The organism is Klebsiella sp. C283 (assembly GCF_048822555.1).
Taxonomy (GTDB): Bacteria; Pseudomonadota; Gammaproteobacteria; order Enterobacterales; family Enterobacteriaceae; genus Klebsiella; species Klebsiella quasipneumoniae.
Map to the genome: position 1 here is coordinate 142,702 of NZ_JBMEZS010000008.1, position 13,538 is coordinate 156,239.

Sequence of the window (13,538 nt, forward strand, 5' to 3'; positions counted from 1 at the left end):
CCTCAATTTATAAAATTTGATGTTGATTTGAGATTATGCAATTCTTCCAACTCAGTCAAGTCTGCACATCTCGTTTGCATTGCCCCTTAGTCATTGCAATCTATCTAGGCCACCTTGCTGTCAGGGTCACCTTTACGGTGTTTAGCCAGCGTGTCAGCCTAATGATCAAAGACTATAACAAGCAGCCAGAAAGACCTCTCTGGTATGAACCGCATTACAGGGCAGCAATACTGCCACGCGTGCCATAGCCATGTTCGCGCCTTTTCCCGTTGTCCGGGTCTCAGGGTCGGCCACCAGCCGACCATATGCTGATATTTGTACTGTCATTTTCGAAGCCCCAAAGCTATAAAATTAAAAAATATGCATTTAAGTGTTCACCCCTTCACCCTTTCAAATTTCATAATTAAATTCATGTAGTTATATGGTGAACACTCTTCTTTAAGGTGTTCACAAGTGTTCACCCCACCCTTCACCTTTTAGGACAAAAAACAATCAAAAGGTGAACAGGTGAATACCTGGTGAATACTTAACAAATAAGTGTTCACCCTTTAACCTACTGTTATAAATAATTTTTTTAACAGGGTGAATACTGGTGAACACTTAATCTGTAACTTTACTCTGCCTTGCCGTTCTCAGAAGTGCTGTTACATGATGGCATCCAGTCTTCTGAATCATCATGCAGGGTGACGTTTGACCTGATACCGTGCTTGGTCTTCCGTTTTTCGTACTTCTTCCCATACTCAGCCATAGCTCCGGGCATATCCGTACCGAACCGCATTAACGACACTGGCTTACTCAGGCCATTGGCCCGCATGTATGCCATGTAGGCGTGATACAGATAGCGGCGTGGGCTGAATGGTACAATCTCAGCGTTACCAATAAACATGCCATCGCACACCACCGATGCCATCAGATAGCCACAGAAGTCCACCAGTGAATCACCTTCACGCTTGATAGTCAGCGCCTCCTCTGATTTCTGTTGTTCATGTAACAGTCTTTTAGCTTCGTCCTGATTAGCAAAGCGGATCAGCAAGTGACGAATGATGACGGCCAGCTCACCTTCTATCTTTTCGGACAGCATCGTGTCACGTTCATCTTCCGGCACGACCTCGGAGAAGTTAAAAATCACCCGACGACGGGATATTCCGCCACTGCGGTCGCTGAACGTCATGGCGTTATTGTTGACGGCCAGCACGACCGCCTGTATCCGCGTCGAGTAAGGTGCCTTATGTTTGGGATCGACTGACACCTTATCGCCACCTGTAATGGCCTTAATACCGGCGCCGTCGCCAGCGTATCGCGTCATGTCTGGCATGATGATCAGCGAATAACCAACCACCAGCGCCCTGTCCCTCGCATCCTCCAGCGCTTTCATACTGGCTGATACGGTGTTGGCCTTGCCCGCCAGCATCGTGCAAATTTCTGCCATGACACTCTTACCGCTGCCACCCGGCCCCGTGACCTCAAGGAACAACTGCCAGTCGTAGCGGTTCGCAAGCACCATAAACAGCGCAGCCAGTACACGGTCGGTCTTTCGGTCATTACTGGCCACAGAACGACGAAGCCATTTCCAGAAGTTCGGCGCATGAGTCGCCAGTGTCTCGCCTTCTGCTGGCGGACTGAACGGGAGTTCGCTGGCGATCAGCAGCCAGTCGGTCTTGTTGTGCTCCCTGAATTGCCCCGTCCGGGTATCAAATACCCCATTGCTGAAGCCGATAAGGTTGCGGGCTGTAACCCCCATAACCGGGAGACTCAGTTTCATAGTTTCCACAGCAGACTTAATGGCGTTCTGTGAGTAAGCCACCTCGGAATCGATGTAGATCTGTGCCATTTCACGCTGCAGTTCTTTATCCGGCAGCGGATTCCAGACAACACCGTTGTAGTGGTGAACCGTATCGGAGTCGGCATGAATCGCCAGGTTGCCATCATAGTGAGCCAACAGCACCTCACCGCGCTGGCTGGCCCCCATCTGGTTCAGTGCTGGCACTACGTTATTTTGCAAGGGTTCTCGCTTAGTTACTGGCAGATCGACCACCGTTCTTTTCCTCCGTTCCGCTTGTTCACGCAGTCGACTCAGATAATCGTGCCAGTCCTCAGGCTGGCGATCGGGAATACCTTTATACAATTTGGCATCCTGTACACCTGCCAGCGCCAGCTTTTCACCAATAGCGTTAATCTGTATCGGTTCAATATCTCCGGCCAGGTACACGCGGGCACTCCGTCGCCCTTTATCGACGATATTCAGGTTCGCCAGCTCAGCCAGTTGTTTTGGGCCCAGGTAGATGGGAGGCGTCGTATCCTCGGCAACCTGTTTACCCAGGCCCTCCTCCCACCCTTTCGCATGCGCATAAGCATCAGTTCCCGCAAAAATAACTGCCTCGGTGAATTTCTCCCTGGGAAGATGTTTAAGGTTCGGTGCATTTTTCACTTCGGGATCCCTCCACTCATCTGGAATTTACCTAACAACGGGTGATACCAGTACGCCGATCCGTATTTACGTTTAGCGCTACGTAACACCTGTCTGGCCACCTCCCTGAATTTCTCTTCCGGCGCAACAAAGCCACCTGCTTTTAACTTCACCATCATCACGCCGGTATTTTTCGCCAGTTCTTCCGCCTTTTTGGTGGAGATACCGAACTCAGCAGCCAGCGTAGATACTGGTGCCATACCCGGGGGGATTTCTCCCCCCTGGCTGTCAGTCAGTGTTTTGATCTGCTGCTCAAGGAACAGCACCTTTTCAGTCAGCAGTTCCACACGCCTTTCAAGCGATTCGTTTAACTCAGCCGGGTTATGCATGGCCTACCTCCGGCAGTTCTTGTTCAAGAATGAAGGAAGCAAGCTCACACGAAATGTCGTATGCAAGCTCGACCAGAGATTGCCTTTCGTGCTCCTGCACAGCGTTCTCTGAAATCACCATAAGCAACGTTGAAAGCTGTAAAGTTCGCGATTTCGCCTTCTTCAGGGTCAATATTTCGAGCTTAGACATTGCGGCCCCCCTTCATTTGCTGAATTGAGGCGTCAGCATTGCAGCCCATGACAGACCACAAAACAGAACTATCCCGATCCACCCAATGACAAGTGAGAGGACAATCGGAACGGATTTTTGCCGCGAATGTCAGAGAAAAATCACCACTAAGCTGTGAACGGGCTTCATCTTCGGTATTAGCCTGAGTACGCAGAACGACAGGGAGCGCTTTAGCATCGGCGTAAGTTGCCAGAAAAAGCCAGGTAAAGTTTTTAGGCTGAGGGTTATGCATTTTCCACCTCCTCACGTGATGCTTCTTCACCAAGAAAACTACCTACATCGCCGATCAACTCTTTAACCATCACGATCAGCGCGTCAATTTCGCTATCTTCCATGCGCACAGCCGACTTTCCCTGCATCAGGGCGAGAATAATTTCTGCCTGATATGCTTTATCAGCAGCTTGCTGGACGGTTAATTCACTCATGGCGAACCTCCTGACCTGAAGGGAATGTCGGCGCAGGTACTTCATTGCGAAAGCCTGGCTCGGTTGTGGGAGGCAGTGATTTTGCATCTAACGCTTCTATCATCGTGATGGAATACATGGCATCTACCCACACTGCTATTTCGTCTATTTCTTCGCGTTCAGTCGTATTGGCAATGCCAGGAAGGACCTCATTTAACAGATGCAAGAGACCTGCGCTTATCCGCAATAAACGATCGTGTGAATTACTTTCTGGAGTATTAGGCACAATACTCTCTGTACGCCCAATGACCTGAGTTACACGTTCCAGGATTCGATCTCTTTGAGCAATATTCATACTGCCGCCTCCATCACCTGAAAGGCATGAAATGGAAGACGGGCGGCGAAAATGAGAGTTACGCCGGGCATGGTGTCTCGGGCTTCCTGCTCACTGGATGCGTTGACGTAGATCACCAATGGTTTGGCAGTAGGGTACTGCTCAGAAGTGGAGAGAAATCTCCATGTAAATTCAGGGCGAGTTTGGGTAGACTGATTGTCAGCCATAACTGTTACCTCACTTAACGGTTTGTGGTCAGAGGCCCGGTTAGTGTTCGCGCACTGCCGGGCTTCGCTATTATTGTGTTTAGACAACACAAGGTGTTCAACACCAATTTATGCAAAGGTGTTGAACACGTCAAGTGTTGAACACTTTTTTTATTTCGTACATACTGTAGAACACCTTTTAGGGAGTGAAACAGTATGGCAACCAAAGCAGTCAACCGAAAATCGCAGACTATAGCCGCAAGGGTTCCGCATGAGATCGCAGGTTCGATGGAGCAATTGAAAGAGCCGGGAGAAAGCACCGGGCAGTTTGTCGTCGCAGCTTTAGAAGGCGAAATTAAACGCCGGCAGCGCAAAAAAGCTAAGGCAGATCCAGAGGAATGATTTATGCCTGACACGGAACGGGGTAAATGGCGAGACGCCATCGCTGTTGTTTTTTTAGTTGCAACTGCGTATTCCACATACTGGATTGTTAAAGCCCTTATTTGGCTAACACGGTAATCAGACTGAAGAAACAGAAAGCACAGGGTAGGGTTTGATTTCCCGCCCTTTTTCCCCAAAGTGAGGAAGAATGCGGGAATCAATGAGTTATACGCAAAACTCACTTTTGGGCTTTGCCATAAAAGCTGAGTAAAATCAGTGGGCGCAGAATTGCGCTGGCTAAAAAAACCACTAAAATCAGCGCCCTCAAAATTGAGTTGGGTGAGGTTTTGACCACCAGCATTAACCCTGGTATGCTTAATCTGTTTCGGTTTTTCGTAGTGACATTGGCAGCTCTGCAAAGCTGCCTTTGTTTTATGCATCATCTTCAATTCCCTCCAGCAATCCGGGTTGATACTTTCTCCATAATCCAATTTCTTCCATCTCAAGACGGGCTTTCTCTCCTTTGCACGCCTGTAGGTCACTACCGCACTTACTGGCTTTCTTTGTGTACTGATCCTTGCGGCGGCTGAAGCGGTGGGCGAACGTCCCAGCAGTGGATGCCTTGCGGCTGCGGGCAATCAGTTTATAGAAGCCGGATTCTGCGGCCATATTCCAGCTACGTGCTCCACCACGCTTACCCGAATGACCCTCAGTTAAAGTTAGGGTCATTACCTCGTCACCATCCAGAGAGGCAACGGCACTGGTAGGGTTGCTGATTTCCAACGCCTGGCATACATCAGAGACAACGAACCACGGCTCACCGAAGACATTCACAATCCTGACTGTGCGCCCTTCAAATTTAATTACCGAAATATCATTTTCATTTGCCGTGAAATTCGCCTTTTTGCCGGTTTCAGGGTGAGTCTGGCCGCTGCCAGTTAAGGCAGTTAATTTTTTCCGAGTCATTTCTATCGCTCCAAAAAGTTGTTATTCAGAGCCGCCGCGACAGCGTTAGGTATGCTGCAATATTTTTAACGCAACGCCACGCAACAAAATTTATTTTCGCTGATCAGACGAAGTTGCGTGTGGTTGCATTGGTCTTCTGTTAGGCCGATTTACGGCTATATGGGTTATTGACGTTAGGTACAGCAGCGGGAGTGAAACTCGTCTCTGGTGCCCATGTTGATGCTAGAGTTTTGCCTTTCTTCAGAGTGGAGTTGCGGATACGAAGAGCTTTTCTTTGTGCCATATCCCACCCCATTACGCAGACTGGCGAACCGATGCCAGATACGTATCAAGATCTGATTGCAGGTAGATAGTTTTTTTACGGCCTACTTTGTAGAAGGGGATTTTTACCCGGCCTGTACTGTGCCAGTTAGCCATAGTGCGCGGAGCAACCCCAATGTATGCGGCAGCTTCCGGGCGGGTAAGTTTTTTGTCTTGCATGGTGTTGGTAGTCATGATGCCTCACCGTGGTTAATGGGTAACAACGGTGAGGATTATTGGTATCTCGGGCTAGATTTTGGGTGAATTCACTTAGGTAAGAAGTGAATTCACTTTCTCCCCAAGTAACGCGCCCAAGTATTTTTATCTGGAAGATTCAACTCAATTCCTTTAGCTGCTGCAATTGCTTCTAAAATTGAAGCTATTTTACTTATACTTTCACCTTCCAAATCAACATCATCAAATTCTGGAATCATTTTCAATAATGCAGGAATTACTTCTCCCTTTCTATTCGCTGTTCGGGGATGTTCTCCAGACTGAGTACTTTTAAAATAATCGATGGATAATTGATGGAATTTATGCAAGCTATCTCTTTCTATATATAAAAACTTTGAATCAACAACTAACGGTGCATCGCCAAAATCTATTTCACCTATATCACCATCAATATCTAAACTCTCGTCTTTAACACTGTAGATGATTATATCCACATCATCAAATTGAGCCTCTGAAAAATTGCCATGGAGAATTTTATAGGTGCCACTCAAACTATGATTCTCATCATATCTATGGTGTTTTATATACACACAAAGTTCCAATGCACAAACAGCCTCAAAATGATACAAGTCCCTTACAGTGACTCCTAACTTTTCCGCAACCTCATGAATTGGATAATATAATTTATCCGGCACGTTAAATTTTTCCATGATTTATGTTCCTAATTTCAATATTAAGAATATCAAAAAGAATCCTGCGTTTTTCTTCATCGGTCATTGCCCCCATAACGGCCAGCAACTGGCTATCTAACCCACCAGTTTTTTCAATTAACCCAGCATGCTCCAGTATTGCCCGCTCGACTTTCTGCGCTGGTTCCATCAACTCATCGGCGGAATAGTGCAAGTAGCCCTGTGTGACATCAGCACTACGGAAAGTGCGGTGGTTCATTAGGCGTTTAAGAATGTATGAACCAACGCCTACCAACTCCGCCACACTGCCGAAAGTACGCCTAGCATCATGACAGGTGAAACCAATGGCGCTCTCTGTACCGCCCTGCGTGGTAGCTTCGCTTATCTGGCCTATCACCCTTCGGGGATCCGTAACTATTCCGCCTTTCTCCGCCGGAAATACATACGGGTTATTATCACGACGTAATTCTTTTCGGCGTTGGAAGATAGCCAACAGTGTATCGGTAATCGGAAGTTCAAGCGGGTCTCCGTTCTTCGTCTGGTCAATCCAGAAGTAACGGCCGGACATATTCACCCTGACCCACTCCAGCCCGAACACCTCCGCACGGCGCAAGCCCGTAAATAAAGCCACATCCAGCGCATCGCAGACCGATACGGCAAAATCATCCCTGATACTGGCTCCATGTTGCCGAACGGCATCAACAGAGGCCAGCCAACGGGAAAGCTCATTATTGCGGATACGGGATGTTTTACGCGCTGTGCCGTGCCATTTTCGTTTGGTGCTCAGTACCATCGTGGGCGGATCAGGTAACAGACGGTTGCCATCGTTGTCGCGATAATGATCATGCGAATACCGGTAGACCGCACGCAAAACCCGCGCCCATAAATCAGCCTGGGCTTTACTGCCTGCTGCTACTCCAGCACGCTGCGGTTTATCGCCAAACCATATACCGCCATCAGTAATGGCTTTATGCCTAACTTCAACTCTCTCACGGTCAATGGCCGCCAGCGGTGTTTTAAGCCAGTCTCCAGAGAAGTTAGTCAGCACGCCCTTATACTGCTCTATAGTTGTCGGCTTGATACGCCCAGCGCGGGATTTGATGTACTCCGCTAGCGCTTCAGCCAGGGTGATGGATTTGTTTTTATCTTCCCGCCGCTGGTCGTTTGGATTCCTGCGGGTCGTCGCCACCTCACCGAGGATGCGTGAGGCCATGTCACGGGCCTGGTCTACAGTGAGATCGGGAAACTTACCCAAAGTGACACGGATGAATTTGCCTTCCCGGTACCGGGTAACACAAAATGATTTCGACCCTGTAGGGGTAACTCGCAGGCGTAGACCGGGCAAAACACTGTCAGCAAACTCAAGCCTTTTCCCTGAATCAGAAGCGATCGCAATGATGGCAGCTTTGGTGAACTTGATGGTTTCCAATCTTCCCTCTCGCAATCCCGGGGATATGCCGGGGATATTTCAGATAGGTAATATTGGGTAATATTAGTGCATTATGGCGGGGTATGCATACGATTAAATACCTGTTTTTCAACGAAAATGAATAATGGTTATAAATCAATCCTATAACTCATAATCGCTTGGTCGTTGGTTCAAACCCAACAGGGGCCACCAAATTTTAGCAGTAAATACATACAGTTAGGCCACTCGAAAGAGTGGCTTTTTTGTTTCTAAATTTTAGAATAGCGATAAAATGGCAACATAAGCCGTTGAGCAATGCGCGTGGTCAGCATTTTCTTGCCATTCCGCTAAGAGGATAAAAAATCCGTTATCGCGAAAAGGAAAATTTACGCTTACGCTAAAATAGACAGTGCTCTATCCTGGCAAAAGTTTGCGCAGGCCATCTGCGTTGCCCACCTCCCGAAGCCAGTCCATCATTGCCGCGTTCCTGTTTACTCTGTCTTACTACGCAAGGTCGGCATAAAACGCCTTTCATTCCCTCAACGCTGGAATTCATACTGCTCACGATAACTTTAACAATTCAGGCCAATTTCCGAAAAATACCCCTTCCCTGTACCAGCTGATCAAAATCAACGCCCCCCTCTCGCTCCTCTTATATATAACCCGTTGACTCACAAAAAGGATGAAATGATGAAAATACGGGATATATCAATCAGTACCTGTCTGGCACTGTTATTAATGGGTTGCGTAGCAAAACCGCCAATGGCGACGGAAAGTGAAATGAAAGAGGCCGCCGCCTTTGCTTTTAATGTCGATGCTTCACAGGTGACAATTTCCGATGCGAAGCAGCAGGATGTGAAAACCAATTTTGTGGCCACCATCGGCAAAACCAGCCATCGATGCTATGTGACAAAAGCCGCCGAGCCGAAACTTTACGGACTGATCCCGCTGGGCGGCGGCAGTACCGTCTCGGATGCCATCTGTGCCGGCAGCAACCCGACGCCAGCCAGCAAAACCTGCGACGCTCTCTCGAAAAAAGCGGGCCGCTGCTGAGCCTTTGCGCAGGAGAAGGCTGCTAACTGCACATTTAGTCACTTTTTCTGCCGCTTTATCGCGGTCGCTTAATTGAGCGACCGCACCTGCTGGTAGGAATTGAGCCGTTCACGCAGCGAAGTCAGCCAGGCATCTGGCTCCTGACGGCAGATTTCGGAGAGGATCGGCGTCAGCACCAGCTCGGCTTCATGGAAGTCGGTCCACTCCGGCGGCTGCAGGGAAAAAGGATCGTTCATCAGCCAGATCACCATCGGCGTCCAGGTGCGCGGATCCAGTTGCAGATAATCCTGACAGCGCATCATATCGCGCGTCCGCGCCTCAGCAGGCGAGGCGTCCTTTCCCACCGCGGCGCTACTCATTGCCACGAGTATTATTCCTGCCATTAGACGTTTCCAAACCCATTTTTGCCAAAGGGCGAGCTTCACTTTTGCCATTGTTATTATTTTACCTGCCAGTTGTCACCGGACGATATTCCCGGCAACTCACCTTAAAAAGAGCAGATTAATCGTTTGCATTTTTTTTAATACCAGACAGCGCTGAAGTAAGCGAACGCCTGTTCCTACAGCTGTCATCCCGATATGCAAATATATTCAGTGAAGGGTTCGCCCAGAATATCTTCCCCGGGCGAAAACGATTTGTGTTACAATTGCGCCTTATTACGGCATCGATAAAAATAACCCCCGCCGCACCTGCACCAGACATCGCCCTTCTTTTTCATATCAGGATTTACGCCCCCATGAATGCGATAATCATTGACGATCATCCATTGGCACGTATCGCCATTCGCAACCTACTCGATACCAACGGTATTACCGTCGCGGCAGAGCTCGACAGCGGCGCTCATGCGGTGCAGGCCGCCGAAACGATGCAGCCTGACCTGCTGATCGTTGACGTTGATATTCCGGAGCTCAGCGGCATCGACGTTCTAGAGCAACTGCGCAAACGCCGCTACCAGGGAAAAATTATCGTCATTTCCGCCAAAAATGAACGGTTCTACGGCAAACGCAGCGCCGACTGCGGGGCCAATGGTTTTGTGAGTAAAAAAGAGGGAATGAATAATATCCTCGCCGCGATCGAGGCGGCCAATAATGGCTACAGCTATTTCCCCTTTTCACTGGAGCGCTTCTGCACCCACGGCATCACCGATCAGGACCGGCTGGATACGCTGTCAACGCAGGAGATGAAAGTCTTCCGCTATATCCTCAGCGGCGTCGACTACACCACCATCGGCAGCAAAATGAATATCAGCAATAAGACGGTCAGCACCTATAAGGTCCGTCTGATGGATAAATTAGGCTGCAGCTCCCTGCTTGAGCTTTATGACTTTGCGCAACGCAATAAAATAGGGTGATGCCATGGTTGTTCGTCTTATTTTATCCCTGATTGTCGGACTGGCGCTAAGCCACTCCCCCGCCGCGTTTGCCATGAAGCAACTGGAGCTGAAAAGCCATGCCCACATTGCGGCAATCGACATTCCGCTTAACGATACGGAAAAGGTCTGGCTGGCCGCCCGGCCGACGCTGACCGTCGGCACCTGGCTGCCTGAGATGACGCCTATCGTCTACGACAGCGACGAGGAGAGCTATCAGGGAATTAACGCCGACTATCTGGCGCTAATGGCGCACAGCCTCGGGTTGAAGGTGGTTATCCGCCAATATGACACCGAGCAGCAGGCGCTGGCCGCCCTGGCCGACCGCCAGGTGGATACCCTGCTCACTCAGGTGGCGCACCGGGATGCGCTCGCCCCGGGACTGACGCACACCGCACCGCTGATCAAAACCTGGCCGACGCTGGTCACCTCGCTAAAATCCCCCCTGCCGCCGCTGACCACCGACCGCCGCGTCACGCTGGCCTGCACCCGCGATTGCGCCTTTTTCGATATCATTCAGCAGGCGTTTCCCAACGCCAAAATCACCCTTTACGATAGCGACTATCAGGCTCTCGCCTCGGTGGTCAGCGGCGAGAATCAGTATTTCATCGGCAACAACATCACCACCGGCCACTGCATCTCGAAATATTTCTCGCAATCGCTGGTCATCGCACACTATTTTCGTCAGCAGGAGCAGCACAACCGCTTTGTCACCCGCGAGGATCGACCGGCGCTGCACCAGCTCCTTGACCGTTTTATCCACGCTATCGACAGCGATACCGCGATGCGGATCATGCAAAACTGGCTCAACCGCGGCGATCTGTCATTTCTCAATACGCCGCTGTCCTTTAGCGCCGAAGAGCAGCGCTGGCTACAGAAGCATCGTCGCGTCCGCCTGCTGGTCAACCCCTATTTTCCGCCTTTTACTCTGGTGGATGACGAGGACGAGCTGCGCGGCATTATGGCCGATATGCTGAATATTTTCTCGCTACAGACCGGGCTGCAGTTTGACCCCATCCTGGTGCGCAACCGTCAGGATCTGGCAAAGCGGATGGAAAAAGAGGACTGGGCGATCATGCCCGCCGCGACCCTGACCCCACAGCCGCAGGCCTACGTCACCCTCAGCGACCCGCTGATTAACGTGGCTTTTGTGCTGGTCGCCCGCGGCAGCGCCCCCGACCCACATCTGCTGGCCCGCCCGGCGCGGATCGCCCTGCCAGTGGGGCCAATCGCCGCCCACGACCTGAAAGCGCGCTTTCCACAGGTTGACTGGGTGGAGACGGATAACGTTGGCGTCGCGATGAAGATGGTGGAGGAAGGCGAGGTGGATGCCGCGGTAGCGTCGGAGCTTTCCGCCCGCTATATGATCGACCACTATTATCCACAGGGTCTGCACTACGCCCGCATCGACGGACTCCCGGTCGCCGCCATTCGGCTGGCGATCCCGCGCGATGAGCCGGTGCTGGCCGCCATCCTCAGCAAAGCGCTGCAGGCCATTCCGCCGCGGGATATTCTGCAGATGACCGAGAAGTGGTCGAAAATTTCCAGCCAGCAAATAGAGAACTGGAGCCAGTACAGCCGCCAGTTTTACCAGCTGATCGCCTTCGCGCTGGTGCTGATCGCCATCAGTCTCGGGTGGGGACTCTCCCTGTGCCGGGAAGTGCGCAAACGTAAAGACTCTCAGCAGCGGCTGGAGGAGGAGCTGGCGCAGAAGGAGGCCCTCTCCTGCGCCCTGGAGCGGGAAAAAGACAAAGCGATTCAGGCGACAAAAGCCAAGAGTCGCTTTCTGGCCAGCATGAGCCACGAGCTGCGCACGCCGGTGAGCGCCATCGTCGGCTTTCTGGAACTGCTGGCGAAACCGGAGCTGAGCGTCGGTCAGCGTAAAGAGGCGATCGAGCTGGCGGGGTCGACGGCGCAAACCCTGCTGGGGCTGATCGGTAATATTCTCGATATCGACAAGATTGAGTCGGGGAAATACCAGATCACCCCGCAGTGGAGCGATGTCGCACAGGTCGTGTCGCAGCAGTGCCACACCTTCGGCGCGCTGGCGCAGCAAAAAGGGATCGCGCTCCACGACCATAACGCGCTACAGGAGGGGACCATGCTGTGGATCGACCCGCAGGCGCTACGGCAAATCCTCAATAATCTCATCGGCAATGCGCTGAAGTTTACTACCGAGGGCGCGATTCAGGTCGACTGCCGGCTGACGCAAGCGGATGAGACGCAGGGGGAGCTGACCCTCATCATTAGCGACAGCGGCTGCGGGATCGGCGAAGAAGAGCAGACCACTCTCTTTCACCGTTATGCGCAGGCGCGCCAGGGGCGCAAACAGACCGGTTCCGGCCTGGGTCTGGTCATTTGCCAGGAGCTGGTCGCACTCATGCAGGGCCGACTGGAGATGGTTAGCCATCCTGGCGTGGGGACCACCTTCACCATCACCCTGCCAGTCAAGGTGAGTCGCTGCGCCGTTCGCGCGCCGAAGGCGTTGCCGGCCAGGCAGCAGGCCTTGCCCGGGCTGTCGATATTGATAGCCGACGACCATCCCACCAACCGGCTGCTGCTCAAGCGCCAGCTCAGCACTATCGGCTATAGCGTCGATGAAGCCTGCGACGGTGAAGAGGCGGAGAATAAGCTCGCTGGCAAACATTACGATCTGCTGATCACGGACCTCAATATGCCGAAGAAAGATGGCCTGGCGCTGGCGGCGTCGCTACGTCGGCGCTACCCGGACCTGATGATTTGGGGGGTGACCGCCAGCGCGCTGCCGCAGTCGCGGGAGGCCTGTCTGGCCAGCGGCATGAATATGTGTCTGTTTAAGCCAGTGTCGGTTCAGACGCTGAGCCACGAGCTCAGCCGTTTAGCGGTGGGCCACGCATCGCCAAACGTCGCCCGACACCTGCGGCTCAGCGTGCTGACCGAAAATACCGGGGGAGACCAGGCGCTGATGACTGAGATGCTGGAGACGTTCCGCGATGCGTCGGCCGCGGATTTACAGGCTGCCGGACAGGCAATCGCCCGGCATGAGCCACAGATCTTTCTGCGAGCGCTGCACCGTCTGCACGGTTCAGCGCAAATTCTGGGGATTACTGCGCTGCAAGCGCTGTGCGCCCCTTTTGAGGCGAAGCGGCCTGACTCGCTAACGCCGGCAAGCTGTCTGGAGGTGGTACAGCGCATCACCGGCGTCATGCGCGAAATCGATGGCGAAATCGACGCCCTGATCGGCCGCTAG

16 protein-coding genes and 1 pseudogene are annotated in these 13,538 nt (G+C 51.8%); 4 read left to right on the plus strand and 13 right to left on the minus strand.

Annotation, left to right across the window (positions count from 1 at the left end):
- Positions 1–161 precede the first annotated feature (161 nt).
- From ACOI7Z_RS17060 to ACOI7Z_RS17095, 8 genes and pseudogenes are all read right to left on the minus strand, one after another.
- A pseudogene (locus ACOI7Z_RS17060) lies at positions 162–327 on the minus strand (single-stranded DNA-binding protein); the annotation flags it as partial.
- Between the two features lie 286 nt (positions 328–613).
- Entirely contained in the window at positions 614–2,428 is a 1,815-nt protein-coding gene (locus ACOI7Z_RS17065) for a DNA primase family protein (RefSeq protein ID WP_244357494.1), read from the minus strand.
- Positions 2,425–2,796 (minus strand): hypothetical protein, encoded by a 372-nt coding sequence (locus tag ACOI7Z_RS17070; protein WP_099842777.1) that lies wholly within the window; start codon positions 2,794–2,796, stop codon positions 2,425–2,427. Before ACOI7Z_RS17070 ends, ACOI7Z_RS17065 begins: the two co-directional genes overlap by 4 nt.
- Positions 2,789–2,986: a hypothetical protein gene (locus ACOI7Z_RS17075; protein WP_022065368.1), complete on the minus strand. Its 198-nt coding sequence runs from the start codon at positions 2,984–2,986 to the stop codon at positions 2,789–2,791. Before ACOI7Z_RS17075 ends, ACOI7Z_RS17070 begins: the two co-directional genes overlap by 8 nt.
- On the minus strand, positions 2,979–3,257 hold the full coding sequence (locus ACOI7Z_RS17080) for a host cell division inhibitor Icd-like protein (RefSeq protein ID WP_279763988.1): 279 nt from the start codon (positions 3,255–3,257) through the stop codon (positions 2,979–2,981). Before ACOI7Z_RS17080 ends, ACOI7Z_RS17075 begins: the two co-directional genes overlap by 8 nt.
- Complete coding sequence (locus tag ACOI7Z_RS17085) at positions 3,250–3,450, minus strand: hypothetical protein (protein ID WP_048963659.1); 201 nt, start codon at positions 3,448–3,450, stop codon at positions 3,250–3,252. Before ACOI7Z_RS17085 ends, ACOI7Z_RS17080 begins: the two co-directional genes overlap by 8 nt.
- Positions 3,443–3,784: a hypothetical protein gene (locus tag ACOI7Z_RS17090; protein ID WP_236948731.1), complete on the minus strand. Its 342-nt coding sequence runs from the start codon at positions 3,782–3,784 to the stop codon at positions 3,443–3,445. Before ACOI7Z_RS17090 ends, ACOI7Z_RS17085 begins: the two co-directional genes overlap by 8 nt.
- Positions 3,781–3,990, minus strand: a complete 210-nt coding sequence (locus tag ACOI7Z_RS17095; protein ID WP_087812480.1) for a host cell division inhibitor Icd-like protein — start codon at positions 3,988–3,990, stop codon at positions 3,781–3,783. The genes ACOI7Z_RS17090 and ACOI7Z_RS17095 overlap by 4 nt, the downstream gene beginning before the upstream one ends.
- 195 nt (positions 3,991–4,185) lie before the next feature.
- Here ACOI7Z_RS17095 and ACOI7Z_RS17100 point away from each other — a divergent pair, with 195 nt between their 5' ends.
- Positions 4,186–4,371 carry a YlcI/YnfO family protein gene (locus ACOI7Z_RS17100; protein WP_058836928.1) on the plus strand — a complete coding sequence of 62 codons (186 nt, stop codon included), beginning with the start codon at positions 4,186–4,188 and terminating at the stop codon, positions 4,369–4,371.
- Between the two features lie 411 nt (positions 4,372–4,782).
- Here ACOI7Z_RS17100 and ACOI7Z_RS17105 read toward each other — a convergent pair whose 3' ends face one another.
- The 4 genes from ACOI7Z_RS17105 to ACOI7Z_RS17120 all read right to left on the minus strand — a co-directional run bounded on the left by ACOI7Z_RS17105 (position 4,783) and on the right by ACOI7Z_RS17120 (position 7,908).
- The gene (locus ACOI7Z_RS17105; protein WP_420702417.1) at positions 4,783–5,316 is read right to left on the minus strand and encodes a Bro-N domain-containing protein; all 534 of its coding nucleotides are present in this window, start codon (positions 5,314–5,316) and stop codon (positions 4,783–4,785) included.
- Between the two features lie 294 nt (positions 5,317–5,610).
- Positions 5,611–5,811, minus strand: coding sequence for a helix-turn-helix domain-containing protein (locus ACOI7Z_RS17110; RefSeq protein WP_040968888.1), 201 nt, complete (start codon positions 5,809–5,811; stop codon positions 5,611–5,613).
- A gap of 92 nt (positions 5,812–5,903) precedes the next feature.
- Entirely contained in the window at positions 5,904–6,500 is a 597-nt protein-coding gene (locus ACOI7Z_RS17115) for a hypothetical protein (protein WP_139988936.1), read from the minus strand.
- Positions 6,487–7,908 (minus strand): integrase family protein, encoded by a 1,422-nt coding sequence (locus tag ACOI7Z_RS17120; RefSeq protein WP_064157973.1) that lies wholly within the window; start codon positions 7,906–7,908, stop codon positions 6,487–6,489. Before ACOI7Z_RS17120 ends, ACOI7Z_RS17115 begins: the two co-directional genes overlap by 14 nt.
- A gap of 759 nt (positions 7,909–8,667) precedes the next feature.
- On the opposite strand from ACOI7Z_RS17120, the gene ACOI7Z_RS17125 reads away from it, so the two are divergent.
- On the plus strand, positions 8,668–8,940 hold the full coding sequence (locus ACOI7Z_RS17125; protein ID WP_032691249.1) for a hypothetical protein: 273 nt from the start codon (positions 8,668–8,670) through the stop codon (positions 8,938–8,940).
- Between the two features lie 68 nt (positions 8,941–9,008).
- Here ACOI7Z_RS17125 and ACOI7Z_RS17130 read toward each other — a convergent pair whose 3' ends face one another.
- Entirely contained in the window at positions 9,009–9,374 is a 366-nt protein-coding gene (locus tag ACOI7Z_RS17130) for an HdeA/HdeB family chaperone (RefSeq protein ID WP_170927796.1), read from the minus strand.
- A gap of 302 nt (positions 9,375–9,676) precedes the next feature.
- Here ACOI7Z_RS17130 and evgA point away from each other — a divergent pair, with 302 nt between their 5' ends.
- Positions 9,677–10,291, plus strand: coding sequence for an acid-sensing system DNA-binding response regulator EvgA (gene evgA / locus ACOI7Z_RS17135; RefSeq protein ID WP_023291050.1), 615 nt, complete (start codon positions 9,677–9,679; stop codon positions 10,289–10,291).
- A gap of 4 nt (positions 10,292–10,295) precedes the next feature.
- A complete protein-coding gene (locus ACOI7Z_RS17140; RefSeq protein WP_087848568.1) occupies positions 10,296–13,538 on the plus strand; it encodes an ATP-binding protein in 3,243 nt (1,080 codons plus the stop codon).

What these genes read in the sequence shown, in the direction of transcription:
- ACOI7Z_RS17070 (WP_099842777.1), bottom strand. Translation starts at nt 2,796, where the DNA reads ATGCATAACCCGGCTGAGTTAAACGAATCGCTTGAAAGGCGTGTGGAA.
- ACOI7Z_RS17075 (WP_022065368.1), bottom strand. Translation starts at nt 2,986, where the DNA reads ATGTCTAAGCTCGAAATATTGACCCTGAAGAAGGCGAAATCGCGAACT.
- ACOI7Z_RS17080 (WP_279763988.1), bottom strand. Translation starts at nt 3,257, where the DNA reads ATGCATAACCCTCAGCCTAAAAACTTTACCTGGCTTTTTCTGGCAACT.
- ACOI7Z_RS17085 (WP_048963659.1), bottom strand. Translation starts at nt 3,450, where the DNA reads ATGAGTGAATTAACCGTCCAGCAAGCTGCTGATAAAGCATATCAGGCA.
- ACOI7Z_RS17090 (WP_236948731.1), bottom strand. Translation starts at nt 3,784, where the DNA reads ATGAATATTGCTCAAAGAGATCGAATCCTGGAACGTGTAACTCAGGTC.
- ACOI7Z_RS17095 (WP_087812480.1), bottom strand. Translation starts at nt 3,990, where the DNA reads ATGGCTGACAATCAGTCTACCCAAACTCGCCCTGAATTTACATGGAGA.
- ACOI7Z_RS17100 (WP_058836928.1), top strand. Translation starts at nt 4,186, where the DNA reads ATGGCAACCAAAGCAGTCAACCGAAAATCGCAGACTATAGCCGCAAGG.
- ACOI7Z_RS17105 (WP_420702417.1), bottom strand. Translation starts at nt 5,316, where the DNA reads ATGACTCGGAAAAAATTAACTGCCTTAACTGGCAGCGGCCAGACTCAC.
- ACOI7Z_RS17110 (WP_040968888.1), bottom strand. Translation starts at nt 5,811, where the DNA reads ATGACTACCAACACCATGCAAGACAAAAAACTTACCCGCCCGGAAGCT.
- ACOI7Z_RS17115 (WP_139988936.1), bottom strand. Translation starts at nt 6,500, where the DNA reads ATGGAAAAATTTAACGTGCCGGATAAATTATATTATCCAATTCATGAG.
- ACOI7Z_RS17125 (WP_032691249.1), top strand. Translation starts at nt 8,668, where the DNA reads ATGAAAGAGGCCGCCGCCTTTGCTTTTAATGTCGATGCTTCACAGGTG.
- ACOI7Z_RS17130 (WP_170927796.1), bottom strand. Translation starts at nt 9,374, where the DNA reads ATGGCAAAAGTGAAGCTCGCCCTTTGGCAAAAATGGGTTTGGAAACGT.
- evgA (WP_023291050.1), top strand. Translation starts at nt 9,677, where the DNA reads ATGAATGCGATAATCATTGACGATCATCCATTGGCACGTATCGCCATT.
- ACOI7Z_RS17140 (WP_087848568.1), top strand. Translation starts at nt 10,296, where the DNA reads ATGGTTGTTCGTCTTATTTTATCCCTGATTGTCGGACTGGCGCTAAGC.